Below are 24,005 nucleotides of genomic sequence, written 5' to 3' on the forward strand. Positions count from 1 at the left end.
AAGCAGGGAAGCCAAAAGTTCCACAGCACGCATCTCTAGCGCCATGAGTGCAAATAAAAAACTCGCGATTACCAGCGGTTTCATTCTTGAAAGAGTCAAATTTCTGCAAATCATCAGTATCAAGTTGTAAGGCACGGATAAGGCCTGCAACTTCTGCTTCTGGAACAAGATAATCGTCTTTTTCAAATCCAGAAAATAATCCTTCTGGCCTGGACCAGCGAATCACATGCCGGAATCCCTCCACCGAGTAGTCGTCATCTGGAACCAGACCTAAGACCGTAAGATCCTGGCCTGAGTCCGCGACTTCTTTCACCACGCTTGGAACACCTTCAGGGATCGAAGCAGCTTCAACAAAATTAGATGGCCATGGGAGAGCGGATTCTAGGAAAATTAAATGATTAGGAAATCTTGCCTGCCCTATAGCCTCATCACCGCTTGACTCAGAAAACGGAGAACACTTCTGCATCGAATCAAAAGTGTCCTTATCAACAGTAATTTGATCTACCATATTAACCTCGCACTATCGTTTACTTAGCATATGATACCTCATCTTTAACATCCTGCTTAGACTGTGTAGACTTTTACGATGAGCGAAAATCAAGAATCGAAAAATTTAAGGTTATTCCCTTTACAGTCTGTAGTCTTATTTCCAGGTATGGAATTGCCATTAGTGGCCTTTGAACCGCGCTACCTGCAATTGGTTAGCGAATGCGTAGAAGCAAATGAGCCTTTCGGCGTATTACTTCTTAAAGAAGGTTTTGAAGTAGGCGACAATGACCTTAGTCCATTTGAAATAGGAACCACAGCTCACCTCTTAAACACTGAGAATACCCCCGATGGGCGTATTCGACTAACAGCAATCGGCGGATACCGATTTAAAGTAATCTCATTTCATTACGATATGCCGTATCTTTCTGCAGCCGTCGAATATATCGAGGACAGCAGCCATGAAATGATAGACCCTTCATTAACCGAGAACGTGATGCATGATGCCGGCTCATTTGTAAAACAATTTATTGCCTCTCAGGGAGGCTACATCCGTGAAGTCCCATTCCCGGAGGACCCAGTGATACTTTCCTACCAAGTTGCGCAGCTTTTTTCAGGCAACCCAGTCAAGCAGCAAAGGCTCTTAGAAACATCCACTTTTGATCGCCTATGGGAGGAATTAGATCTGCTGAAAGAGGCACGAGAACAGCTAAAAACTAAAAGGAAACATAATCCAAAGAGCTCTTTTTCTAACAACTAGTAATTACTGAGATGCTTCCTCACAAGTAGTAAAGAGGCTAAAGTTTTCCCGTCAATCACCTCACCAGCATCAACCATTTCCATCAATCGTGTATAAGGGATTCTTTCAAGGCTTATTCTTTCATCTTCGTCAGGGGGCAGCGGACTTGAATATAAATCAGTTGCATAGTAGGCATAAAGTTTCTCAGTAAGTGTCCCCGGGGCAGCAAAAAATTCTCCAAGCAAGACAAGCTTACCTGCATCTAATCCAGTTTCTTCTCTTAACTCGCGTCGAGCAGCCTCTAAAATACTGTCATCATCATCAATCACACCCGCAGGTAATTCCAGCAATACCAAGTCGGCTGCTTTACGAAACTGCCGGACCATAACAATATTCTGTCCTTCATCAATCGGAACAATAACAACAGAATTAGGATGGTAGATTACATCTCTCACCGACTCAGTACCGTCATCTAATAAAATAACTTCCTGACGAACGTTAACTCTTGTTCCCGTATATTCATTTAAAACACGGATAGTTGGTTCAGTTTGATCCAAGTCTTTTTGCATCCTCTTCTGCTAGCTGTCGAGCCAAATTCACGGACTGCTCCGCACCTCTCCTCAATCTATATACCAAGGTCTCATAAAAGCTATCAGCTGATCCTTTTCTTAAAAACTGAGTCCGATATGGACTACTACTCACCTGAATGTAGTTGCCTTGTGACATTGGAACGTCCATGAATCCATCAGCAGTCATAAAGGCATCATGATCGCTTTTAATCGTTAGCCGGATATTACTTCCTTCTGGAACAACTACTGGGGCATCTAGGTCACCGTGGGTAGCTACAGGTACAATGACGATATCTCCAGACGATGGGTACAAGATCGGCCCCCCCGCAGACAAAGCATATGCCGTGCTACCCGTTGCAGTAGCAACAATCACCGCATCAGCCTGGTAAGTCGTGAGCTCAACGTTGTTGATTGAAACGCTAATTCTTGAAAGATTAGCTATTCTACCTCTACCAACAACTACATCATTAAGTGCATGCATAGAAGTATGTAATCCATTGAAATTAGCTGTTTGGCAACTAATCATACGACGCTCATCAATCCAAAAAGCGTCATCCCCTGCTAGGTATTGGGGTACCTGCTCAATGGCATCGTTAGCTTCAATCTCAGTTAAGAAACCAAGCCGCCCTAAATTCACTCCCAATAACGGAACATTATGCCCAGCTGTTAGCCGAGCAGCACGCAACAAAGTTCCATCGCCGCCGATGGTTATCATTATTTTAGTCGCCTCAGGTAAATCAGTCGCCGGTTCATCTTTCGTTGAGAGAAGCGGAAGCCTTGCACCTAACATGCTGGCCAATTCATTGGCTAAAGGTAATGCTAAGTCAGAGTCTGAATTATAGAGAATTGAAATTTCATGCTTTTCTATACGCAAAATTATTTACCCCACTCAATTATAGACAATCACACAATCCAATAGGAATGAATAATAATTGAACCATTGTTATGATATCTAAGAAGACTTATGAAAGTATTACTTAGTGCACCCAGAGGTTTTTGCGCAGGAGTCGTTCGTGCAATTGATATTGTTGAAATTGCATTAGAAAAGTTCGGCTCGCCTGTATATGTGCGACATGAAATTGTCCATAATCAATACGTTGTAAATAGCTTGAAGGCCAAAGGAGCGATTTTTGTAGAAGAAATCGATGAAATACCCTTTGATAGTACGGTGATTTTCAGTGCACATGGGGTTGCGCCTGAAATCTGGCATTCTGCTAAATCTCGTAATCTACGAATTATTGACGCTACCTGCCCATTGGTTATAAAAGTCCACAATGAATCTCTCAAGTATGCAAATGATGATTATTCTGTAATTGTTGTAGGGCACCAAGGGCACCCTGAGGTCATTGGAACTGTAGGCCAATCACCAGATAAGTCCATATTGGTTGAAGATGAAATTGACGCATCCCAGCTTGAAATTAAGAATCCCGACAAAGTTGTTGCGTTAACACAAACTACTTTAAGTGTGGATGACACTAAAGAAATTATCGGAGCATTAAAAAATAGGTTCCCAAATATTGTGGCAAGAAACGATATCTGCTATGCAACAACTAATCGACAAGATGCGACAAAATTATTGGCACAAAAAGTAGAGGTTGTGCTGGTCATAGGAGCTGAGAACAGTTCAAATTGCAATCGACTTAGAGAAGTCGCAGAGCTTTCTGGAGTACCTGCGTACCTGATCAATGATGCAAAAAGCATCAACCCCGACTGGTTAGCGGATATCAATACAGTCGGTATCACGTCGGGTGCATCCACACCCGAGTCACTGGTTGAAGAAGTAATTGATCTTTTAAAACCAGAGTCAATAGATACACTTGAAATTACAAAGGAAGATGTTGTTTTTGTACTGCCCAAGGAATTGCGGGGAGGAACTGAGAATGAGAAATGGGCATGGCAAAGGCAAGGTGACCAAGCAGTTAGGTAAACCTTATTTTCTAGATCATATTAGCGATTATTTCACCTGCCCTTGCGGTGCCGCTTTCAGGCTGCCCTAGTCTATTGATTTTTAATTCTCCAGATCGGAGCGCGTCATTCACAGCGATTCTAATCGCATCACCTGCGCTAATTTCCCCTAAATAGTCATACATCATGGCCAAAGTCAAAATCTGCGATATGGGGTTAGCCTTATCCATTCCAGCTATATCAGGAGCAGATCCGTGTATTGGCTCAAAATAAGCATGCTCGTCTCCAATATTTCCGGAAGAACAAAGCCCTATCCCGCCAACAGTTGCTCCACCTAAATCACTGAGAATGTCACCTATGAAATTTTCCATTACCAGCACGTCAAACCGATTAGGGTTCAGTACTAGCTCTTGAGCTGCAGCGTCTGAATATAAATGTTCCTTTTGTATTTGGGGAAAAGTCTCGCCAACTTCGTCGAAAATTCTCCGAAAAAATGCCATCGATGGCAGCACATTTGCTTTATCTACACAAGTAACTCGTCTAATACCATCTCTAGGTGATCCATTACGTTTTTCCGCAATTTGAAAAGCACGCCTTACGACACGTTCTGTACCTTTACGCGTAATCATTAAGGTGTCTGCTGCAGCGGTATCCGTCTGCACACCTTTACCCCGTGACAGATATAACCCCTCAGTATTCTCCCTAACAATCACGTAATCAACTTCACCAGGGTTCGCATTAATTGGTGCCAATACCCCTGGTAATAATCTAATGGGCCTTATATTTGCATAAGTGTCTAATCCTGTGCGAAGCACACCACCAAGCACTCCAGCTTCAGTACCGTCAGACAACCTAACTTCAGGTAAACCCACGGGCCCTTTCATAGTGGCATCTGCGTTTCTAATGGCATTTAAGGTATCAATACTAAGATTACTTCCCGTGTTTTTAAAATGCAGGGCTCCGCCGGGCTCGATATCAATTTCAAGCCTAAACGTCTTAAATCTTGTTTCAATAGAACGTAAAACTAATGAAGCAGCATTCATTAATTCAGGGCCTATTCCATCTCCGTTTATAAATATTGCCTTATAAATTTGTTGCTGCATAATTCCCTCAGATATCTTATAAATTGGAGTATATCAACCGAGCAACATACATGTAGTGCATGTAGAATTAAATTATAAAATGATTGACCAACCTGAACTGAAAGAAATTGAATCGAAAGCCATTGAAATCGCTAGTAATGCCGGCGAATTGCTGCTTCAATATTTTGATAAACCATTGTCAGTAGATTACAAATCTGCAAATGGCCGGAACCCTGTCACAGACGCCGACCATGCGGCAGACGAATTAATAAGAAATGAAATTTCCAAATATTTCCCATCGCATACCACTGTTACCGAAGAAACAGAAAATACATCGAATGAAATCGGCCAATTTACCTGGGTAGTCGACCCATTAGATGGAACCACTAATTTTCTACATGGACTTCCGATTTTTGCGTCCATGCTGTGCCTGTTGCTTAATGGTGTTCCCGTAGTGAGCGCGGTTTACTTGCCCAAAATTGGAAGTGCAAAAGGGACCATCTACCATGCAAGCCATGGAGGCGGTACCTTCGAAAATAATATTCCTGTCCGATTAGATAATAGCGAGCAAGGTAGATTGATGGCTTCAGTCCCTGGGTATTTTTTGAGAATGTTTAATTATCACAAAAGCTTAAGAAGAAAATTAGGGGATATTAGAAGTTTAGGTAGTGCAGGCTTCGAACTGGTAATGACAGCTAAGGGTACCACTGATTACATGGTGTCAAGCGGCCCGCGTGTATGGGATATTGCCCCTGGCCTTCTTTTGATACTAGAAGCAGGTGGAGCTGCTCTGGTGAGAAATAAAAACACTCGCAACTGGGAAAACTTTGAATCGTTTTGTTCTTCACCTGATTTAGATCCCTCTCCGGAGGAGCTGAGAGATTGGAAAGAAACTCTAATACTAGGGAAACCCTATGCGGTAGAAAAAATCGCATCGGGTTTATCCGTACGTTCCTACCCTTTGCGCAGCCTACGCAACAAAATTTACGCGATGACTAAGCACTTCTAAAGGTATAGAAACCATCTTCGGTTATTCTAAACCGCGGTTCTCATAAGCTTTATTACACTAACGGCCATGGTAAATCTCTCCGGGTCTGAGGAGAGGGCAATTCTGGTTTTTCTATATACGCATCAAGTCGCTCTATTAACGATGTTATTTCCATGGGAAGTAAATAAGAGCTTATCTTCACTTTTTCAGTATCTTCGATAAGTTGAAAATGAAGATTTCTCATATCCGATACCAAATTATCAGGTATTTTTTCACCAGCAAAATCCCAAATAACAGTACGCAATTTATGTTCCAAATGAAACGTAAGGCCATTATCAATAGCCCAAATTTTCCCATCAATTCCTAGCAAGCAATGACCTCCTTTCCGATCTGCATTATTTATAAGCAAATCGAATACAGCTAATTGTAATAATTCCTCTTTGTGTTCTTCAAAAAATGTAAAGTAATGGGAATTGTTTTGATTTGGAATAAATAATTGAAGTGATCCAATTCCTGCCTCGCCTTCTCGTACTACAGTAGGTGGAACCAACCTCCAATTTAGCGCCTTACTCAGTTCGTACGTTGCACATTCACGCAAATACAAACTCCCAGGAGGAAAATCCCTAAGAGGAGCTTCTCCGATCTGGGGTTTGTAAACACCTAAGCCTTTGCCTTGTTCAGAGAGCAGCTCAACGATGAATGTATAATTGGACGCTCCGGGGTGTAACCAACCATCTCCAATTTCAGCGCCCACGAGAAATGATTCTCCATCTTGCAATAAAGCTGGCGCATAGGTATCTATATTCACTAATGCTTGGTCAGGGTAATTCGAATAAAGAGTCATTAGTTATAGCGGGGGCAAGAATGAGCTTTGTCATCTGCAATAAGTGAGTGGCATAAGGGACACTTAGAACGACCCGAACCATGAACTTCAAACGCACGATCTGCAAGCCAATTCATCACACTCGGTTCTAACCACATCAGTACAGCATCTTCGATTGAACCGGGGATTGAAGCTAATATCATATACCGTCCGGACTCTTGATCGTAACCAAGCGAAAGACCTGTGACTTTCTGGTCAACATCAACATCGATTCCCACGTCGGCACTATAAGTTGGTTCTCCAGTTTCTCTAACTGGGCTTCTTAATAGTTGTTTGATAGTAAGAGCAAGTTCGTATAATTCTTCTTTTTCTAGCCAAAGAAGTGCTGATTCATTCTCACCTAGTACGTAAAGGCGAAAGGTACGAGCCCCTGGAACCCCAACGAATTGCGGCTCAATTAAGCTACAAACTCCTAAATCATATCGAGCAAAAGACCACTCATTTACCATGGATCACTTATCAAACATTGCTCCCACAGACATCCCACGATGTATACGGTAAATAGCTTCTCCGATCACATTGTCAACGCTCACAATTTTTATCTTGGAGGTATTCTCCGTTGAAATGAACGGAATCGTATCAGTACACACTAGTTCATGAATTGGGCTTCCTTCGAATTTTGTAACGGCACCACCAGAAAGCACAGCATGTGTAGAAGAGGCGTATACGCCTTTGACACCCGCCTGTAAAAGCGCAGTCGCTGCGTTAACCATGGTTCCACCTGTATCTACTTCATCATCCATCAAAATAGCTGTACAGCCTTCCACGTCACCGATGATATTCAGCAATTCTGATTTATCTTCATTACCCATCCTTCTTTTTTCGATAATAGCTAGGGGAACGCCAAGTTTTTCCGCCATATCCCTAGCTCGCTTAGAAATACCAATATCTACGGCTACAACTATAGGGTTATCTAATTTAAGATTTTCAAAATAATGCACAATAATTGGCAATGCAGTCAATTCATCTACAGGTATGTTGAAAAATCCCTGTATCTGCCCCGCGTGTAGATCCATAGTAAGTACACGATTAGCGCCTGCAGTTGTAAGTAAGTCTGCAACAAGCCTAGCTGTAATAGGAACTCGTGGTTGATCTTTTTTATCAGTTCTTCCGTATCCGTAATAAGGAATGACTGCGGTAATACGACCAGCAGACGCCCGCTTGGCAGCATCAATCATAATCAGCATTTCCATAATACTGTCGTTCACAGGCATGCAAAAAGACTGAATTAGGAAAACGTCCCGCTCCCTGATATTTTCCTGAATCCTGACAAATGTATTGTCATTACTAAATTTGAAAGCCTCAATGGTTCCTAGGTCGATATCCAAGTACTCAGCGACTCTAGTCGCTAGAGGATTATTAGAATTCCCCGAAAAAACTTTTAATTCCTCATATATAGCCATTGGTGTTCTCCAAATAAATAGCGCATTACGCGTAGTTTCGGCCTGATTCTACACTCATCCCAGTTAGTTTAAAGTTCCTAGGTACTGACAAAATACCCTCGTTCGCCAAGGAGGCTGTATTCTTCAACAATCACATTACGTTTCCCTTTTTCTATACGCCCAATTACCTGAACATCGTCGCCGTCATTCTGAATCAACGATAACGCTAAATCTACTTGCGCTTCAGGTATAACTGCACAAAATCCCACTCCCATATTAAATACACGAAACATTTCTTCATTGCTGATTTTGCCTATTTCTTGAATTGCATTGAATATTGGTGGAATAGTAATCATATTATCGATTCGGTAAGTTACTTCAGCATCAAGGCGAAGCAAATTCAATAAACCATCGCCAGAAATATGCGCAAGCCCATGAATATCTACGCCAGAATTCATCATCTTCATCACTTGAGGTATATAAATTGCTGTAGGTCGTAACAATTCCGTCGCTACGGTATTTCCTGTACCTTTTATAGGAGTATCAATCTCACTGGAAGTGGATGTATTAAATATTTTCCTTGCCAAGGTCAAACCATTGGCATGTATCCCATTACTTGGAAAACCTAGAACAATGTCTCCTAGTTTTATACCCGCACCTGTAATTGGCTCTTTGTTTTCCAAAATTCCAATACAGGTTCCCGAAATATCAAATGCGTAACCGTCCCTTGGTCCTATCAGAGTATCCGGATGTTGTGAAAGTTCACCACCAACAATGGAAATGCTTGCTCTTTTAGCAGCATCACGCATTCCACGTCCAAGTTCCGATAACAAATCCTCATGCGGAAACTGCAGTGCAATGTAATCAACCATAGCCAATGGCGTCGCCCCTGTACAAATCACGTCATTCACATTGACTGCAACACAATCCCAACCAATTGCACTAAAATCACCCGATAGTTGAGCTAAGGCGCTTTTTGAACCTACTCCATCAGTAGAAATTGCGATCGAAAAGTTATCAGAAATTCTCAATACATTCGCAAAAAAACCTGAGGGGACTACCTGCTTCCCACGATCTTCAGAGAAATTTTTTGTCTCAGCGATCCATCGCAACAAACCAGATAAGCCTCTACCCGCAGCCTCAGTATCAACGCCCGAGCTCGCATATGTATTGATTGATTGGTCTTCATTCATGTCTGCACATTCTATTACGAAATCAACTATACCCCGAGGATTAGCAATTCGACGTAGAAATTACTTTTAAATCAGAGTATCTAGAATATTCTTCCCGCAAAATGACAATTATTCTCCAAAAATTCCTGAAGTTTCTCTACCTAAAAATCCCGTAAAACTAATGTACATTCAAGAAGTAATTAGGTATTATCTCGGCCGCTAAAAACCGTGCAAGGAATCATTCCCTTGCTTGTAACTCTGTAGCGATTGCATAGGGTTACGATTCACCAATGCCCTACCGTACATAGGGTGCAACATACTACGAACTTCGTGTTCAAGGTCGTACAATTTGTTTCCTGTTTTGAGGTCGGTAATCGAATCAAATCTATACTGTGATTCATTACTTTCCTCGGTAATTAATCCCATTTCATCTAGTCTTTGGTGAGGGCCCGAAAAATCAGCAATATATATTGCGATATGATGCCTATCATATTGCCTCTGGGGAGATTCGGATTCCCGGAAAATCAACGCCTGCCTTTTCCCCGCAGAATTAATTGTTACTGACTTGGCTCCCCTTCTTTCACCAAATACTACATCTGCTCCAAGGATGCTTTCATAGAAAGCACCTATTCCTTCTGCTGTACCCGAAGGCACGTTAAAGAGTAAGTACTCAAGACCAATGCTACGACCACCTAAATGTGTCCCTTGCTGATGACATCGAAATTCATTCCCCCAGGGATCACGCACGTCTACATAAGTGTCATGCAATGTAAATTCAAATTCAGATGTGTGGAGTTGAGGCTTAATTCCAATTAAGCGTGTTATAAGTTCGTGTATGTCGGGTACTACTAATCCAATTCTTCCTCTGAGTATTTGAGGTGTTTCACGTGTGGGTAAATGAAATTGCTGTTCTCCTGCATTAATCCACATATTGTTCAAGCCAACTGTCATATACGGATCACGGGTAAAACCTAAGCCCTCCACATAAAAGAGAGTAGCAAGTTGCTGATCAGGAACAGTCAAATTTAAGTGATCTAATGCAATAAGATTTCCCATATCCTGCGCAGTACGATCGTATTTGCCCATTTAAATGACCTCCTATCAACCCGCTACTTGTTACTCAACAATTGAATTAGAATTAGAGACCTACAATACTTCGATAAAAATCACAATATGATTATCAACTTTACCAACAGACTACCAGAAGGTACCTATATTGAATGAAGACTATTACATAGGAATTGATGTCGGCGGAAGCAAAATCTTGGCCCTAGTGGCAAACGGTAATGGAGTCATTTTGAGTTCAGCTACTCGAAAAACACCATCGCAAGACAAAGCAGAGTCTTTAATTGAAGCAATGGCAATGACGGCTAGAGAAGCTGCTTCTTTGGCGGATATAGAAATGGTCGGTATATCTGCAGTAGGGGTAGCAGCTGCGGGAGCTGTAGATCCTGACAACGGCACAATCGTATTTTCTCCTCACTTACCGTCAATGGATACAACACCAGTGGGAGCCATGTTAAGTAGTGAATTACAACGAAAAACATTCATGGGGAATGACGCAAATCTTGCGGCACTGGGTGAACAACATTTTGGTGCCGGACAAGACGTAAGCAATTTTATTTTCATCACCATAAGCACTGGAATTGGTGGAGGGATCGTATTGGACGGCAACCTATGCACAGGAAATTCTGGTTTTGCAGGAGAAATCGGCCATATGACTGTAGATGCTAATGGACCTTACGGAGTAAGCACGACTCCAGGAGCCTGGGAATCTTTGTGTTCAGGAAGTGCTCTGGTACGGATTGCAAAAGAGAGTATTGCGAAAGGTTCTGTTACTTCACTTACTGAAACAGATGAGACAGGGATTCGTAATGAAATAACAGCAAAGGAAATATTTTTAGCAGCAAGATCCGGTGATAATTTGGCCAATGAAATCATTGCTGAAGCTACTAAGTATTTGGGTACCGGACTTACCAGTATTGTCAATTTATTGAGCCCAGAAAGAATTATCATCGGCGGAGGGCTTGCAAATGAATGGGATAGCTACATTTCACCCGCTATAAATCTTATGCGTGATCAATCTTATGCTCGTATTGGCTATTCGGTCGACATCATACCGGCAGCTCTAGGACCTAACGCAGGAGCCTTAGGCGCTATTGTATTGGCATCCCACACCATTCAATAAACTCGCGAAATTCTAACTGTCTGATATACTCTGCTCGGCCTGTGCCTAAAGTGCAGGTAAATTTTTTGCCTTAGAGGCAAAAGGAGCGTGCCGTTGCCAGCATACGGCATCGTCGGAGCCCAATGGGGCGATGAAGGTAAAGGTAAAATAGTCGACTTCCTCGCTGAGAACGCCGATATGGTGGTGCGTTACTCCGGAGGGAGTAATGCTGGACATACCGTCATTAATCAAATGGGCGAATTTGCTTTGCATTTAGTGCCCTCTGGAATATTCCACAAAACTGTTGATGTAGTTATAGGCCCTGGTGTGGTTGTGGATGCTCCAGTACTACTGAAAGAGCTTGAAGGGCTTCATGCTAATAATGTCGATACGAGTCGACTCCTCATAAGCGACCATGCTCACGTAGTGATGCCATATCATTTAATGCTTGATCAGCTTGAAGAAAAAGAACGCGGCGGCAGTGCTATCGGTACTACTGGTCGTGGAATTGGGCCAGCATATGTAGATAAAGTGGCACGAGTTGGTATACGAGTTGGAGATTTGCTAGACCCTTCCTATTTGTCAGAGCGCCTAGAAAATGTTCTTCGTACTAAGAATAAGATTTTAGAAAAAATTTACGGAGCAGATCCCATACAATTCGAAAAACTTTACAAAGAAGCACTTGAATGGGGACAGGCATTACAACCATATGTCGCCTCTGTTGAGCAAAGAATTTTGGATGCTCTTTCTGTAAAATCCAAGATTGTCCTGGAAGGCGCGCAAGGCGCTATGTTAGACCTTGATCACGGAACGTATCCATATGTCACTTCTTCTTCGGTCTCTATTGGTGGTGCCTGCACCGGACTAGGCATACCGCCTTCACAAATAATTGGGATCATAGGTGTTTACAAGGCGTATTCCTCAAGAGTCGGAGCCGGTCCAATGGCTACAGAATTAAATGACTCTATGGGTCACGAAATACGCGAAAAAGCATGGGAATACGGAACAACAACTGGAAGGCCCCGCCGAGTTGGCTGGTTTGATGGCGTAGCAGCAAAATACTCGTCAACGATCAATGGCTTCACGTCTGCTGTTTTGACTAGACTAGACGTATTAGACGGCATTGACCCTGTGAAAATTTGCGTTGCCTATGAAATTGACGGTAAGCGAGTTGAGAATTTCCCTAGTCAATCAAAGCATCTGAGTAGTGCTGTCCCAATTTGGGAAGAGATGTCTGGTTGGTCAAAGCCTACGGCTGGCGCTACGAATTTAGCGGATTTACCAAATGAAGCCAAAGCATACGTAGAGCGGATTCAAAAAATCATAGGATGCCCCATAGATATAATTTCAACTGGGCCGAAGCGCGATGAAAGTATTATCGTCCGATCCTTAGTTGAATGATAGATATTTAAAGGTAACACTGGGAGGTCAATATGAAATTAGGTTTCTATAATGACGGAACGAATGACTGGATTCTAGGCGTTGTAAAAAACGATACTCATATCGTTGATGTATCCGAAGCGCTTGAAGGAGTACATGCTCACGGCGCACAGGAATTAATTACATTAATTATTGCCAATTTTGATAAAGTTAAAGATACCTTCCAGAAACTTGTTGATGTATCTGATGGCATACCACTAGAGCAAGTAAAAATTCGCCCTCCTTTACCAAGGCCTGATCAGATTTTTTGCATGGCTGTTAATTATCTTGAATTCGGGCAACGCCCAATGCCTCAAATAGATGCATTTCAAAAGTCTTCTGACTGTGTCATTGGGGATGGTGATACCGTCCGCCTAGATCCGAATTGTGAAGCAACAATTTTCCATCATGAAGCTGAGCTAGCAGTAGTTATTGGCTCAGATGCAAAAAATGTCTCCCAGGCAGACGCTATGGATAAAGTTTTTGGTTATACAGGCTTTATAGATGTATCAGCGAGGGGTTTTGAACCAGGCGGGCGAACAAGTTTTTTCCAGGTGAAATCATGGCCTACTTTCGGACCTATGGGCCCATTCATCATCACAAAAGATGAAATTGAAGATCCTCATGCAATCAGCCTTCACATAACCAACAATGGAGAAGAACGGCAGGCCTTCAGCACCGATGATATGGCTCACAAAATACCTGAATGCATTGAATTCATTACCCGCATAGCACATTTGGGTCCGGGGGATGTCATTAGTACAGGCACAAATCACCAAGGACTGGGTGCACTTCAACATGGTGATCAGATCCAATTCACCGTGGAAAAAATTGGCACCCTCAGCGTCAATGTCGACGACCCGGCCCGCAGAGAATGGCGAAGGGGCGTAGACGAAGAAATGGCTGCGAGAATGCGAACATCTGACGGAACTTCAATGGGCATGGGGGATAGAAAATAGCCCTCTGTCTATTGCATGCTAGCCCTTGATATACTATGCATGTGAATTTCAATGGCTAATAAAGAAAAAATTAAAGTCGCGGTTCATGGAGCTGCGGGGCGAGTCGGTCAAGAAGTAATTTCTGCAGTAGACAAGGCTGCAGATTTAGACCTGACCTGCGCGATAGATAAAATCAGCGAGTATCAAAGCAATGTGCAAGTCCCTTATTACAATAATGTGCACGAGGCTTTATCAAATCACCCTTCAGACGTCATCGTAGATTTCAGCCTAGCAGCTGCATGCTTGGAAATGATTCCGCAGGCAGTTGCCCTTCATGTCAGCCCTGTAATAGGTACAACCGGTTTCAATGAAAGCGACTTGGAGACGATCAAAAAAACCTGCAATGGAAACAACGTCCCAGGGTTTATTGCACCTAATTTCACGATAGGTGCAGTTCTGCTCGGAAAATTAGCTGCGATGGCTGCACCTTATTTCGAATATGTCGATCTAATAGAAGAACATCACGAGAATAAAATCGATTCTCCGTCTGGTACTGCTATCCAAATAGCAAAGGCAATTCATGATGCGCATCCAAATTCTTTTTCTCAAAATAATCCGCAAAGAGAACCTCTGGAAGGAGCTAGAGGAGCTTCATTCCATGGAATAAATATTCATTCTTCCCGAATGCCAGGACGCCTAGCACATCACCAAGTTACTTTCGGAGGCCCTGGCCAAACTCTCGTTGTCCGACATGATACTAACGATCGAGAGTGTTACATGCCTGGAGTTCTACTAGCGGTACGTCGAGTTTTAACTTTGAGTACATTCACTACGGGACTAGAACAATTACTGGATTTTTAAATTCCAAAAATAAATGTAACGGCAATTACGCTTAGGAGGCATGGTGGCAGATCCACGAGTAACAATTATCGGAGCAACAGGTGCCGTAGGGAAAATTGCACTTGAAGTCTTATCTCAAAGAAATTTCGCAATGAGCAATCTGAGATTAACTGCTTCAGAAAGATCAGTAGGGAAGAAAATAGATTTTGCTGGAACTTCAATTACTGTTGAAGCCACGACAGAAGAAGTTTTTAAAGAGACTGATATTGCATTTATATCAGCGAACGATGATATAAGCAGAGCGCTAGCGCCGATTGCCCGACAAAACAACTGTATAGTCATCGACGATAGCGGTGTTTGGCGTATGGACGAGAAAGTTCCCCTTGTCGTACCTGAAATTAATGCTAGTGATTTAATTGAACATAGCGGAATTGTTTCAATACCTAACTGTTCCACCACCCCACTAGCTATGGTTCTGGACGCCTTACGAAAAGAAAACAACATTATTCGCGTCATTGTAGCCACTTACCAATCAGTATCAGGAACAGGTGCAGCGGCAGTCGCTGAATTAGATCAGCAATCACGGAATATTTTAGACAACAAACCTTTAAAAATAGAGCAATATCCCTATCAGATCGCCTACAATCTTATACCGCAAATTGGATCGTTTAATGAAAATGGCTACACTTCAGAAGAGTTAAAAATGCTCAATGAAACTCGTAAAATTTTGCACGAACCATCTTTACCAGTTTCAGCCACGTGCGTCAGGGTGCCAGTGAATATTTGCCATAGTGAATCGGTAAATATTCAACTCGAGAGACCATTAGAAGTCGCAAAAGCACGTGAATTACTTGCTAATTATCCCGGTATAGTAGTGATAGACAATCCTGAAGATAATTCGTACCCGATGCCGATTGATTGTACAGGGGAAGATGAGGTTTTTGTTGGCAGGGTTAGGCAGGACAATGCTTTGGAAAACGGACTCTCGTTGTGGATAGTTTCTGACAATTTACGTAAAGGTGCAGCAACTAACGCAATTCAAATCGCTGAAGAGATAATAAAACTCAATGCCTGGTAGATTGGCATTATAGCTTTGTGAAAACAAGAGGAGTGTAGATGTATATCGGAAGATTACTTACAGCAATGGTTACACCATTTGATGCCTCTTTAAGAGTTAACTATCAACAGGCTAAAATTTTGGCGAATTCATTGGTACGTTCAGGAAGTGAAGGACTGGTCGTTACCGGCACTACAGGAGAAAATCCCGCACTAGATCATGAAGAGAATTATTATCTTTGGTCTGAAATTAAAGAAAGCGTCGGCAATGATATCCCCATCATTGCAGGCTCGGGGACTAACGGGACTGGGGAAACTATCAAGCTCGCGCAAATGGCTGAAAAAGCTGGTGCTGATGCGCAATTACTTGTAGTTCCTTATTACAACAAGCCCACACAAGAGGGGCTCTATCAACACTTTAAAGCTGTAGCAGAAAGTACCTCATTACCATGCATTTTATATAACGTCCCTAGTAGGACAATTGTAAATATGACACCTGAAACAACGCTTCGTTTAGCGGCAGATGTTCCGAATATAATCGGTACCAAGGAAGCTTCTGGTGATCTAGGGCAAATTAAAGAAATTATCGACCACGCGCCTGCTGAATTTCGAGTCTGGAGTGGTAACGATAGCGATACATTCGATATTTTAAAGCTAGGTGGGTGGGGTGTTATAAGTGTCGCATCTCATCTTATTGGAAGTCAGATCCAAAACATGATCACACTTGCCACTCAAGATAAATGGGACGAAGCAGAAGAAGAGCATAAACGGCAACTCCCGATTTTCACCGGCCTATTCACAATAACCAGTCCCATTCCAGTGAAATATTGCCTAAACAAAATTGGCTTTAATGTAGGAGGATTGAGGCTGCCATTGGTGAATGCCGACAAAGAAACTTCTTTGTTTTTAGATGAATTGATATCAAAATACGAAATTGACCTACCTTTGAGTAGCTAGGAGTAACGTAATCCGATCAATCCAATTCCAATCAACCCTATGACTATAGTCATACCTGTTATGAATTCTGAGCCACCTACACGCTTTAATTGTGCTTGGGCAAAATAGTTCGTAAAAGCTGCAGCGATTGCACCAAAAAACGCAAGCCATAAACCTATTACGGTTCCATTAAATGCTGCAGTTGCCATATCAACACGACCGTCTTCAGTCCAAAAAACTGAAATTGCCGCGCCTGAACCCGCTCCTATAGGCAAAGCTATAACTAACCAAAGTACCAACCGTTTAACGAAACCGCTCATCAATAAACCATCTATAAATAGTCGTTATATAAACTTTGATTCAACTATTAGTCTCTAGGGCGTCTAGGACCCCTGTCCCTGTCCCTGTCTCTGCCGCCTCTTCGGTCGCCTCCATCACGTGAACCGCCAGAGCTTCGGCCGCTTGGACTTGGTCGCCTTGCTACGACTTCTTCTGGACTAGAATCCTCTAATATTGCTCTATGGGACAAATTAACTCTACCCATACGATCAACTTCATAAACCAAAACATCTAGTTCGTCACCAATTTTAAGGACGGATTCAACTGACTCGACTCGCTTTGTATCTAGTTCACTTACGTGAACTAGTCCATCTTTCCCTGGGAGGATTTCAACAAACGCACCGAAGTTCTCAATACGGGTAACCTTACCGGTATAACGCTCTCCGGTAACAACTTCTTTCGTCAGCCCTTCAATCATTTTTATTGCTTCTTCAGCTGATGCTCCATCGGAGGAGCCAATAGTTACAGAACCGTCATTATCAACATCTACCGAAGCACCTGTAGCTTCTATAATCCCTCGGATATTCTTGCCGCCGGGTCCAATTAAAGCACCAATCTTATCAACGGCGATGGTTAGTCGAGTCATTCGCGGAGCATTTGAGTTCAACTCGCTTCTTGGTTGCTCAATAGTACTTAGCATATGGTCGAGGATGAACGATCTTCCTTCTTTTGCTTGCGCTAAGGCCTGGCGAAAAATTTCCTGAGTGATTCCCGCAACTTTTATGTCCATTTGGAGCGCAGTAATTCCTTCGGTAGTACCAGCAACTTTAAAATCCATATCTCCGAAGAAATCTTCAACGCCTTGAATATCAGTGAGTACTTGAAAATTACCATTCTCATCTGTCATTAATCCCATTGCCACACCAGAAACTGGCCGCGTGATTGGGACACCAGCATCCATCAAGGACATTGTGCTACCACACACACTTCCCATCGAAGTGCTTCCATTTGAAGCTAAGGCCTCAGAGACTACTCTGAACGCATATGGGAAATCCACTTTATCTGGGATCACCGGCAATAATGCTCTCTCTGCTAAAGCGCCATGCCCGATCTCGCGCCTGCCAGTACCCATCCTACGGGCTTCACCTGTTGAATAAGGAGGGAAGTTGTAGTGGTGCATATAGCGCTTAGTATCTTCAGGATTCAAGCCGTCGAGCTTTTGTTCCAATGTCAGAGAACCCAAAGTTGCAATTGTTAATATTTGAGTTTCACCCCGTTGGAAAAGAGCAGAGCCATGAGTACGTGGTAGTAGCCCAACTTCACTTGACAATGAACGCACCTCGGTAAGCTTTCTTCCGTCAGGGCGTTTACCTTCCTTAATCACTTTTTCACGAACTATTTTCTTAAGAACTTCATCAAAAACTTTAGCAACGTCTGACGATTCATATTCCTCTGCCAGAGCAGTAATAGCCGAATCCTCAGCTTCCTTTATATTTTCGTTCCGCTCTCCTCTTCCCTGGCCACGGTCAATAACACCTTCAATTGAAGAACGCACTATGCTGTCAACTTTAGATACTAGGTCTGGGTCAGATTGACTCGCTAGCGTAACCTCTGCTTTTGCCTTACCAATATCTTTTACGAGCTGATCTTGCAATTCGATAATCTTGACATTAGTTTCTTGGCCAATTCTCAAGGCTTCCAACACGATTTCTTCACTAACTTCTTTTGCTCCAGCCTCAATCATGATTACCGCATCTCGACTGCCAGCAATAGTCAAATCTAATTTACTTTCCTCTAATTGTTCAAATGTGGGATTAACCACTACCTCATCATTTACATAACCCATACGAGTCGCGGCTACAGGGCCATTGAATGGAATTTGGGACGTAGAAAGAGCAGCTGATGCACCAATTATCCCAAGAATATCTGGTTGGTTTACTTGATCAGCAGATAACACCGTAACTATTACTTGAACTTCATTTCGCATGCCTTTTGGAAAGCGTGGGCGCAATGGCCTATCGGTCAAGCGTGCAGCCAAAGTAGCTTCGGTAGTAGGACGACCTTCCCTTCGGAAGAAACTCCCCGGAATTCTACCGACAGCATAAAGACGCTCTTCGTACTCAATTGTGAGAGGGAAGAAATCGAGTCCTTCACGAGACCCTCCCATAACGGCAGTAACTAAAACCACCGTATCTCCATACCTGACAACTGCTGAGCCATGGGCCTGCGGTGCAAGTTTTCCGGTTTCTATTGAGAGAGTTCGCCCCCCAATTTCGATTTCATGGTAAGTAGGCATGTATTCTCCTCGCTTATACAAGCAGCACTAATCTATCTATGAATTTGATTCGGTAAAAACGCTAGTGTCGAAGAATAAAGTATGGCTTAGCCGCGTAGGCCCAAGCTTTCCACTACGCTTCGGTAACGACCAACATCCTCTTTTGCAAGATATCGCAGTAAGCGACGTCGTTGTCCAACCAATTTCAAAAGACCTCTTCGTGTTGCATGGTCTTTGTGATTCTGGCGGAGGTGATCTGTCAGGCCGCGTATTCGCTCAGATAGAAGCGCAACTTGCACTTCTGTAGAACCAGTATCTCCTGGCTTCTTCTGGTATTGACTAATAATCTGTTGTTTTGTTTCTGTACTTAACATTACTGGTCCGCGGACCGAGTCCTTCTTTTTCCGCTCTTTTCTTATTTCGAATTCATTATAACATGACTGTGCTAATTGTCCCACAAAACGTACTTTTAAGAGTACCAAGCGTATCTCTGATTAGCATAATTCAATGTTTTCGTTCTTTTATATGAGGGAGTTTAAATGAAGATCACCAGAGTGTTAGCCACTACCCACAATGTACCTGTACCAGTACCACTTCTTGAAGAGCCTGTAATGAGGCCATTAGTTTTCTGTTCAATCGAAACAGACACAGGGATTTCAGGCTATGGTATTTCTGGTCCAATTCAACGTAATGCTGTACGTGAGCACATTAATACTGAAATGGGTCCAATGATCTTAGGTTCTGATCCGTTCAATACTGAACGAATATGGCACCAACTCTATGTCGAGCATAACCCTCGATCTCAAACTGGTACTTGGTCGTCTGCAATAAGCGCAATTGATATTGCGCTGTGGGATATAAAAGGAAAAGCTACAAATCTACCAGTATGGAAATTACTTGGAGGAGCGCAATCAATAGTGCCAGCGTATATCACATTTGGTCTCCCTGAGTATTCACAGGAACAATTAGTAGAAGTAGCAAAATCTTTTGTTGATCAGGGAGAGGATAAGCTCAAAATGGTAGTGGGCGTCGCAGGTGATCATCAAGGATGGAAGGAAGATTCAAAAAGAGTACATGCGGTCAGAGATGCTATTGGCCCTGATGTGCAGCTCTCTATGGATGCTAACTACATGTTCCAATTCAATAATGCACTGAACCTGGCGAAAGCAGTTGAAGAATGTAATATTGAATGGTTTGAAGAGCCCGTATGGGGAAATGATGCTCAATTGTTGCATGATCTAAGGATGCGCACCAGCATTCCTATATCTGCTGGTCAGAACGAAGGCCATCGCTTCCGTGCGCGAGATCTATTGGTGAACAAGTCTGTAGATATTTTACAACCAAATGTTGCCTATTGCGGTGGGTTTTCAGAGGGTATGAAATTTGCGACTCTTGCGCACTCGTTCAACCTTCCAATTGCTAATGGCGGAGGCTGGCCCCACCACAATATGCATCTGCAAGCAGCAGTGCCCAATGGCTGGCGCATTGAGTATCACTACGTAATGTGGAAATGTGGCGAAATATTATTTGACGGATGCGTGGGACCTGAAAAAGGGTGGACAATTATGCCTGAAGCCTCTGGCTTAGGACTTGACCCTAAATGGGACGCATTAAAAGAATACCAAGAGTAATTTAAAAGGGGCCAGATATCGATCTGGCCCCTTTTAAAACCGTTAAATTGCAGATTCCCCTCGTTCTCCGGTTCTAACACGCACAAGATCAGATACAGGAGAAACAAATATTTTCCCGTCTCCAATTTCTCCTTCATCAGGACTACGGGCTGCATCAATAATTGCATTAATTACCACTTCCTGCATGTCGTCATTGACTACCGTTCGTACTAATGTTTTTGGCACCGAAGATCTACTTGCCATACTTCCCCCGCGGCCGACAAATACTTCAACGCCTCTTTGTCTCCCCTGGCCCGTAACATTGTAATAGTAGAAACCCTGACACCCTACAGCTTCAAGAGCTGCGGTAACTGAACCCACTCGCTCAGGTCTAATAACAGCTTCAATACTAATCATTTTATCCCTCATTCTAAGACTGATGTCGCAAGTCTTTTTAATTGTTATTCTTTAGTCAGCACCGTCATGGACATATGCTCTTTCACCATGAGCAGAAACGTCTAGTCCCTGATCCTCTTCTCTTGCTGAAACTCGTAAACCTAACCCAGGAATAACATCCAATATTTTAAGAATGATCAAGCTTGCTACAAATGAGTAAACCAGCGTAGCTCCTACACCAGTTAATTGAATGCCAAGTTGGGCAAAATCACCCTCAATCACTCCTTTTACCCCTGCAAAAGCCTCCACGGTGAAAATCCCAGTAGCAATGGCACCCCAAATACCACCAATTCCGTGAACAGCAAAGACGTCCAGTGAATCGTCTATACCTAATCTAGGGCGGAGTAAAACCGCACCGTAGCACAATAATCCAGCACCAATACCAATACCCAAAGCGCCCATAACACCAACTGCACCAGCAGCAGGAGTAATCGCTACCAATCCTCCAACTGCACCTGTTGCTACACCCGCAGCGCTCATTCGATTATGCTGAAATTGTGAAAGTAATCCCCAAGTAAGCGCAGCCGAAGCTGCAGCTGTATTAGTAACTAAAAATGCGTTGATCGCCACACCGTCAGCCGCCAATCCTGACCCCGCATTGAACCCAAACCACCCAAACCACAGAAGCGCCGCACCAATAACAACGTAAGGTACATTCCCAGGTTCAAGTCCTGGATTTCTTCGTTTACCAATCAGAAGAGCCGCCGCTACCGCAGCTACTGCCGCATTTATATGAACCACTGTCCCACCGGCAAAATCCAATGCACCTAATTCGAATAGCCATCCCTTTTCAGCCCATACCCAATGGCAGATAGGTGCATAGACCAATGTTATCCAAGCAACTAAGAACACTAGGTATGTGGTGAACTTGAACCTCTCCACAACCGCACCAGTTATAAGTGCTGGAGTTATAATCGCAAACATCATTTGGAATATTGCGAACAACATATCTTCACCTGGTTCAATCCCGCTAAGACCTAAAAGGCTAAGATCTCCAACCCAGGCATTGCCTTCACCAAAAGCTACGCTGTATCCCCATAGTACCCATACAACACTAACTACTGCCATACTCATAAAGCTCAGCATGATCGTGCTAAGGACATTTTGACTTCGGACCAAACCCCCATAAAAAAAGGCTAATCCTGGAGTCATCAGTAACACTAAAGCTGAGGCTGTTAATAACCAAGCTATTGAACCACTATCCATAATGGCAACTCCTTTTAAAAATTCTATGAACTTACAATGCCATCCAAGTTTTACGTAAGTGTTACTTCATGGTTACAAACATGTAACAAAAATAGACTGGTATATTTTGACTGCTGGGTATTAGACTCCTTGCACAGAAGGCCATATTGCTAAACGTATTCTTCACAGTTGTACTGCCCATATTCTTGGTCGCAAGCTCAGGTGCTCTATTGCAGCGCCTCCGGCCAGGTGTATTAGGAATGCTGGGTCCAGCTGCGCTATACCTACTCAGTCCTGCACTAGTATTGGATGGGCTTCTAGAAACAAATCTGTCAGCTGATGTCTCTCTCAAAATAATTGCAGCCACTGTTAGTGCAGTCATTTCAATGGCCGCAGTTTCATGGCTTGTATCCAAACTTCTCAAGCATGACAGGCCAACTCAGAGTGCATTCCTGCTAACGGGGACGTTTGCAAATGCCGGGAACATGGGATTACCAATTGCATATCTTGCGTTTGGTGAAGAAGGCCTAGCCGTAGCAATTTTAATTTTTGTGGCACAGGGGTCTTTAAGCTGGCCTTTAGGTATATACCTAGCTGCTAGAGGACGCACGAAAGGTTGGCAACCATTGATTAAGGCAATCAAGGTTCCTACTCTCTATGCAGTACCGCTAGCCCTAATAATTAGGGCTTTTGGGTGGGATTTACCTCAAACATTTGATACCACTATCAGCTTAATGGCCGACGCGACGATTCCTGCAATGCTACTTGTATTAGGCTACCAACTTGCTCAAGGCATACAGCTGGACAAAGCACTCAGCCTAGGCAGTGCACTTTTTACAAGGCTAGTGCTAGGAGCCATTATTAGCATAGGTCTTGCTGAATTGTTTGGTCTCGACGGTACCGCACGTAATACTGTAGTAGTGGTATCTGCAATGCCTACAGCAGTATTCACCACAATTCTTGCTACAGAATTCCAAGCCATGCCAAGGTTCGTCGCAAGTGCAGTCGTAACCAGCACGCTAGCCAGTCTTATAACCCTTACAGTATTAATTGATTTATTACAGAAGTACGGCTAGTAATCTAAAGAGGGTTTCCATTTAAAGTAATGACTGTTGTCGTTTCAACATTTTGAATCATTGACTGCATTGCAAAACAACTAGATTCTGCCATTTTTACCAAATGTTGAATTTTGTCAGGAGGCTCGGAAGATTCAATATCGAGATTGGACTCAAGTCCGACTGGCCCTCCAGTTAGGGTTCCAGCCAAAGCCGATCCATCTCTGTAAAATCTTGCTGTCTGTTTTACTCTTGCCTTCGTGTATTCAATGTGCAACATCTCGCTCAACCGAGCAAGCTGTGTAAGCAGTCAGAAAGCTATACCTGCAGAAAAATACGCTAATGGAGGGGGAGCAGTATCATCTCCTCCTAAATATTGTCCTTCATCAGATAGCATCTCGAATGTGCTACCGCGCCCTGCATGAACCCTTGCAATTTTTTTCTGACGATCCAAGGTTTCTGCTTCTAAGCTAATGACTATCTCCCGGCGAGATCCATCTTGACCTCCTAAGCCTGGCTCAGATTCTTTTAACTCTATTTTTCTAACAATTTGTTCCACAATATCACCCAATCATTTAACAGC

The 24,005-nt window shown here is 43.0% G+C and carries 27 protein-coding genes; 11 read left to right on the top strand and 16 right to left on the bottom strand.

What is annotated here, in order from left to right:
- Nucleotides 1-508: hypothetical protein (locus MK127_06805; GenBank protein ID MCH2532501.1), on the bottom strand; the 508-nt coding region annotated here is incomplete at its 3' end.
- Nucleotides 509-586: 78 nt separating this feature from the next.
- Between MK127_06805 and MK127_06810 the strand changes: the two genes are divergently transcribed.
- The gene (locus MK127_06810; protein ID MCH2532502.1) at nucleotides 587-1,246 is read left to right on the top strand and encodes an LON peptidase substrate-binding domain-containing protein; all 660 of its coding nucleotides are present in this window, start codon (nucleotides 587-589) and stop codon (nucleotides 1,244-1,246) included.
- Here MK127_06810 and MK127_06815 read toward each other — a convergent pair.
- Together MK127_06815 and MK127_06820 are read right to left on the bottom strand one after the other, a co-directional pair.
- Nucleotides 1,243-1,782, bottom strand: coding sequence for an NUDIX hydrolase (locus tag MK127_06815; protein MCH2532503.1), 540 nt, complete (start codon nucleotides 1,780-1,782; stop codon nucleotides 1,243-1,245). The genes MK127_06810 and MK127_06815 overlap by 4 nt on opposite strands.
- Nucleotides 1,769-2,668, bottom strand: a complete 900-nt coding sequence (locus tag MK127_06820) for an NAD(+)/NADH kinase (GenBank protein ID MCH2532504.1) — start codon at nucleotides 2,666-2,668, stop codon at nucleotides 1,769-1,771. The genes MK127_06815 and MK127_06820 overlap by 14 nt, the downstream gene beginning before the upstream one ends.
- A gap of 90 nt (nucleotides 2,669-2,758) precedes the next feature.
- Here MK127_06820 and ispH point away from each other — a divergent pair, with 90 nt between their 5' ends.
- Nucleotides 2,759-3,721 (top strand): 4-hydroxy-3-methylbut-2-enyl diphosphate reductase, encoded by a 963-nt coding sequence (gene ispH, locus MK127_06825; protein MCH2532505.1) that lies wholly within the window; start codon nucleotides 2,759-2,761, stop codon nucleotides 3,719-3,721.
- Between the two features lie 10 nt (nucleotides 3,722-3,731).
- Here the strand turns inward: ispH and MK127_06830 are convergent, their stop codons facing one another.
- Nucleotides 3,732-4,802, bottom strand: a complete 1,071-nt coding sequence (locus tag MK127_06830; GenBank protein MCH2532506.1) for an isocitrate/isopropylmalate family dehydrogenase — start codon at nucleotides 4,800-4,802, stop codon at nucleotides 3,732-3,734.
- 79 nt (nucleotides 4,803-4,881) lie between these two features.
- Here MK127_06830 and MK127_06835 point away from each other — a divergent pair, with 79 nt between their 5' ends.
- Entirely contained in the window at nucleotides 4,882-5,790 is a 909-nt protein-coding gene (locus MK127_06835) for an inositol monophosphatase (GenBank protein MCH2532507.1), read from the top strand.
- 52 nt (nucleotides 5,791-5,842) lie between these two features.
- Here the strand turns inward: MK127_06835 and MK127_06840 are convergent, their stop codons facing one another.
- The 5 genes from MK127_06840 to MK127_06860 all read right to left on the bottom strand — a co-directional run bounded on the left by MK127_06840 (nucleotide 5,843) and on the right by MK127_06860 (nucleotide 10,292).
- The gene (locus MK127_06840) at nucleotides 5,843-6,613 is read right to left on the bottom strand and encodes an SCO1664 family protein (GenBank protein MCH2532508.1); all 771 of its coding nucleotides are present in this window, start codon (nucleotides 6,611-6,613) and stop codon (nucleotides 5,843-5,845) included.
- The gene (locus MK127_06845) at nucleotides 6,613-7,101 is read right to left on the bottom strand and encodes a DUF3090 family protein (GenBank protein MCH2532509.1); all 489 of its coding nucleotides are present in this window, start codon (nucleotides 7,099-7,101) and stop codon (nucleotides 6,613-6,615) included. The genes MK127_06840 and MK127_06845 overlap by 1 nt, the downstream gene beginning before the upstream one ends.
- A gap of 3 nt (nucleotides 7,102-7,104) precedes the next feature.
- On the bottom strand, nucleotides 7,105-8,055 hold the full coding sequence (locus MK127_06850; protein ID MCH2532510.1) for a ribose-phosphate pyrophosphokinase: 951 nt from the start codon (nucleotides 8,053-8,055) through the stop codon (nucleotides 7,105-7,107).
- Nucleotides 8,056-8,132: 77 nt separating this feature from the next.
- Nucleotides 8,133-9,227 (bottom strand): phosphoribosylformylglycinamidine cyclo-ligase, encoded by a 1,095-nt coding sequence (gene purM, locus MK127_06855; protein MCH2532511.1) that lies wholly within the window; start codon nucleotides 9,225-9,227, stop codon nucleotides 8,133-8,135.
- A gap of 198 nt (nucleotides 9,228-9,425) precedes the next feature.
- A complete protein-coding gene (locus tag MK127_06860; GenBank protein MCH2532512.1) occupies nucleotides 9,426-10,292 on the bottom strand; it encodes a hypothetical protein in 867 nt (288 codons plus the stop codon).
- A gap of 130 nt (nucleotides 10,293-10,422) precedes the next feature.
- Here MK127_06860 and MK127_06865 point away from each other — a divergent pair, with 130 nt between their 5' ends.
- From MK127_06865 to dapA, 6 genes are all read left to right on the top strand, one after another.
- Entirely contained in the window at nucleotides 10,423-11,394 is a 972-nt protein-coding gene (locus tag MK127_06865; protein ID MCH2532513.1) for an ROK family protein, read from the top strand.
- A 93-nt stretch (nucleotides 11,395-11,487) separates the two neighbouring features.
- The gene (locus tag MK127_06870; protein MCH2532514.1) at nucleotides 11,488-12,774 is read left to right on the top strand and encodes an adenylosuccinate synthase; all 1,287 of its coding nucleotides are present in this window, start codon (nucleotides 11,488-11,490) and stop codon (nucleotides 12,772-12,774) included.
- 32 nt (nucleotides 12,775-12,806) lie between these two features.
- Nucleotides 12,807-13,751, top strand: a complete 945-nt coding sequence (locus tag MK127_06875; protein MCH2532515.1) for a fumarylacetoacetate hydrolase family protein — start codon at nucleotides 12,807-12,809, stop codon at nucleotides 13,749-13,751.
- Between the two features lie 51 nt (nucleotides 13,752-13,802).
- Nucleotides 13,803-14,591, top strand: a complete 789-nt coding sequence (dapB, locus tag MK127_06880; GenBank protein ID MCH2532516.1) for a 4-hydroxy-tetrahydrodipicolinate reductase — start codon at nucleotides 13,803-13,805, stop codon at nucleotides 14,589-14,591.
- Nucleotides 14,592-14,631: 40 nt separating this feature from the next.
- Nucleotides 14,632-15,648 (top strand): aspartate-semialdehyde dehydrogenase, encoded by a 1,017-nt coding sequence (locus MK127_06885; protein MCH2532517.1) that lies wholly within the window; start codon nucleotides 14,632-14,634, stop codon nucleotides 15,646-15,648.
- A 38-nt stretch (nucleotides 15,649-15,686) separates the two neighbouring features.
- The gene (gene dapA / locus MK127_06890) at nucleotides 15,687-16,583 is read left to right on the top strand and encodes a 4-hydroxy-tetrahydrodipicolinate synthase (protein MCH2532518.1); all 897 of its coding nucleotides are present in this window, start codon (nucleotides 15,687-15,689) and stop codon (nucleotides 16,581-16,583) included.
- Here dapA and MK127_06895 read toward each other — a convergent pair.
- The 3 genes from MK127_06895 to rpsO form a co-directional block, all read right to left on the bottom strand.
- Nucleotides 16,580-16,882 (bottom strand): hypothetical protein, encoded by a 303-nt coding sequence (locus tag MK127_06895; protein ID MCH2532519.1) that lies wholly within the window; start codon nucleotides 16,880-16,882, stop codon nucleotides 16,580-16,582. The genes dapA and MK127_06895 overlap by 4 nt on opposite strands.
- Before the next feature lie 47 nt (nucleotides 16,883-16,929).
- Nucleotides 16,930-19,137, bottom strand: coding sequence for a polyribonucleotide nucleotidyltransferase (locus MK127_06900; protein ID MCH2532520.1), 2,208 nt, complete (start codon nucleotides 19,135-19,137; stop codon nucleotides 16,930-16,932).
- An 86-nt stretch (nucleotides 19,138-19,223) separates the two neighbouring features.
- A complete protein-coding gene (rpsO, locus tag MK127_06905; GenBank protein MCH2532521.1) occupies nucleotides 19,224-19,490 on the bottom strand; it encodes a 30S ribosomal protein S15 in 267 nt (88 codons plus the stop codon).
- A 165-nt stretch (nucleotides 19,491-19,655) separates the two neighbouring features.
- Between rpsO and MK127_06910 the strand changes: the two genes are divergently transcribed.
- Nucleotides 19,656-20,747: a mandelate racemase/muconate lactonizing enzyme family protein gene (locus tag MK127_06910; protein MCH2532522.1), complete on the top strand. Its 1,092-nt coding sequence runs from the start codon at nucleotides 19,656-19,658 to the stop codon at nucleotides 20,745-20,747.
- A 42-nt stretch (nucleotides 20,748-20,789) separates the two neighbouring features.
- On the opposite strand, the gene MK127_06915 is transcribed toward MK127_06910, so the two are convergent.
- Nucleotides 20,790-21,143 (bottom strand): P-II family nitrogen regulator, encoded by a 354-nt coding sequence (locus tag MK127_06915; protein ID MCH2532523.1) that lies wholly within the window; start codon nucleotides 21,141-21,143, stop codon nucleotides 20,790-20,792.
- A 51-nt stretch (nucleotides 21,144-21,194) separates the two neighbouring features.
- Nucleotides 21,195-22,388 carry an ammonium transporter gene (locus MK127_06920; GenBank protein MCH2532524.1) on the bottom strand — a complete coding sequence of 398 codons (1,194 nt, stop codon included), beginning with the start codon at nucleotides 22,386-22,388 and terminating at the stop codon, nucleotides 21,195-21,197.
- 146 nt (nucleotides 22,389-22,534) lie between these two features.
- Between MK127_06920 and MK127_06925 the strand changes: the two genes are divergently transcribed.
- On the top strand, nucleotides 22,535-23,443 hold the full coding sequence (locus tag MK127_06925; GenBank protein MCH2532525.1) for an AEC family transporter: 909 nt from the start codon (nucleotides 22,535-22,537) through the stop codon (nucleotides 23,441-23,443).
- 4 nt (nucleotides 23,444-23,447) lie between these two features.
- Here the strand turns inward: MK127_06925 and MK127_06930 are convergent, their stop codons facing one another.
- Nucleotides 23,448-23,702, bottom strand: coding sequence for a hypothetical protein (locus tag MK127_06930; protein ID MCH2532526.1), 255 nt, complete (start codon nucleotides 23,700-23,702; stop codon nucleotides 23,448-23,450).
- 30 nt (nucleotides 23,703-23,732) lie between these two features.
- Nucleotides 23,733-23,981: a hypothetical protein gene (locus MK127_06935; protein MCH2532527.1), complete on the bottom strand. Its 249-nt coding sequence runs from the start codon at nucleotides 23,979-23,981 to the stop codon at nucleotides 23,733-23,735.
- Nucleotides 23,982-24,005: the final 24 nt, after the last annotated feature.

Source organism: Dehalococcoidia bacterium, assembly GCA_022449765.1.
Classification (GTDB): domain Bacteria; phylum Chloroflexota; class Dehalococcoidia; order Lucifugimonadales; family Australimonadaceae; genus UBA2963.

Bases quoted from the DNA above. Each gene is read 5' to 3' on its own strand.
- MK127_06810 (MCH2532502.1), top strand. From the start codon at position 587: ATGAGCGAAAATCAAGAATCGAAAAATTTAAGGTTATTCCCTTTACAG.
- ispH (MCH2532505.1), top strand. From the start codon at position 2,759: ATGAAAGTATTACTTAGTGCACCCAGAGGTTTTTGCGCAGGAGTCGTT.
- MK127_06830 (MCH2532506.1), bottom strand. From the start codon at position 4,802: ATGCAGCAACAAATTTATAAGGCAATATTTATAAACGGAGATGGAATA.
- MK127_06835 (MCH2532507.1), top strand. From the start codon at position 4,882: ATGATTGACCAACCTGAACTGAAAGAAATTGAATCGAAAGCCATTGAA.
- MK127_06840 (MCH2532508.1), bottom strand. From the start codon at position 6,613: ATGACTCTTTATTCGAATTACCCTGACCAAGCATTAGTGAATATAGAT.
- MK127_06845 (MCH2532509.1), bottom strand. From the start codon at position 7,101: ATGGTAAATGAGTGGTCTTTTGCTCGATATGATTTAGGAGTTTGTAGC.
- MK127_06850 (MCH2532510.1), bottom strand. From the start codon at position 8,055: ATGGCTATATATGAGGAATTAAAAGTTTTTTCGGGGAATTCTAATAAT.
- purM (MCH2532511.1), bottom strand. From the start codon at position 9,227: ATGAATGAAGACCAATCAATCAATACATATGCGAGCTCGGGCGTTGAT.
- MK127_06860 (MCH2532512.1), bottom strand. From the start codon at position 10,292: ATGGGCAAATACGATCGTACTGCGCAGGATATGGGAAATCTTATTGCA.
- MK127_06875 (MCH2532515.1), top strand. From the start codon at position 12,807: ATGAAATTAGGTTTCTATAATGACGGAACGAATGACTGGATTCTAGGC.
- dapB (MCH2532516.1), top strand. From the start codon at position 13,803: ATGGCTAATAAAGAAAAAATTAAAGTCGCGGTTCATGGAGCTGCGGGG.
- MK127_06885 (MCH2532517.1), top strand. From the start codon at position 14,632: ATGGTGGCAGATCCACGAGTAACAATTATCGGAGCAACAGGTGCCGTA.
- dapA (MCH2532518.1), top strand. From the start codon at position 15,687: ATGTATATCGGAAGATTACTTACAGCAATGGTTACACCATTTGATGCC.
- MK127_06895 (MCH2532519.1), bottom strand. From the start codon at position 16,882: ATGAGCGGTTTCGTTAAACGGTTGGTACTTTGGTTAGTTATAGCTTTG.
- MK127_06900 (MCH2532520.1), bottom strand. From the start codon at position 19,137: ATGCCTACTTACCATGAAATCGAAATTGGGGGGCGAACTCTCTCAATA.
- rpsO (MCH2532521.1), bottom strand. From the start codon at position 19,490: ATGTTAAGTACAGAAACAAAACAACAGATTATTAGTCAATACCAGAAG.
- MK127_06910 (MCH2532522.1), top strand. From the start codon at position 19,656: ATGAAGATCACCAGAGTGTTAGCCACTACCCACAATGTACCTGTACCA.
- MK127_06915 (MCH2532523.1), bottom strand. From the start codon at position 21,143: ATGATTAGTATTGAAGCTGTTATTAGACCTGAGCGAGTGGGTTCAGTT.
- MK127_06920 (MCH2532524.1), bottom strand. From the start codon at position 22,388: ATGGATAGTGGTTCAATAGCTTGGTTATTAACAGCCTCAGCTTTAGTG.
- MK127_06930 (MCH2532526.1), bottom strand. From the start codon at position 23,702: ATGTTGCACATTGAATACACGAAGGCAAGAGTAAAACAGACAGCAAGA.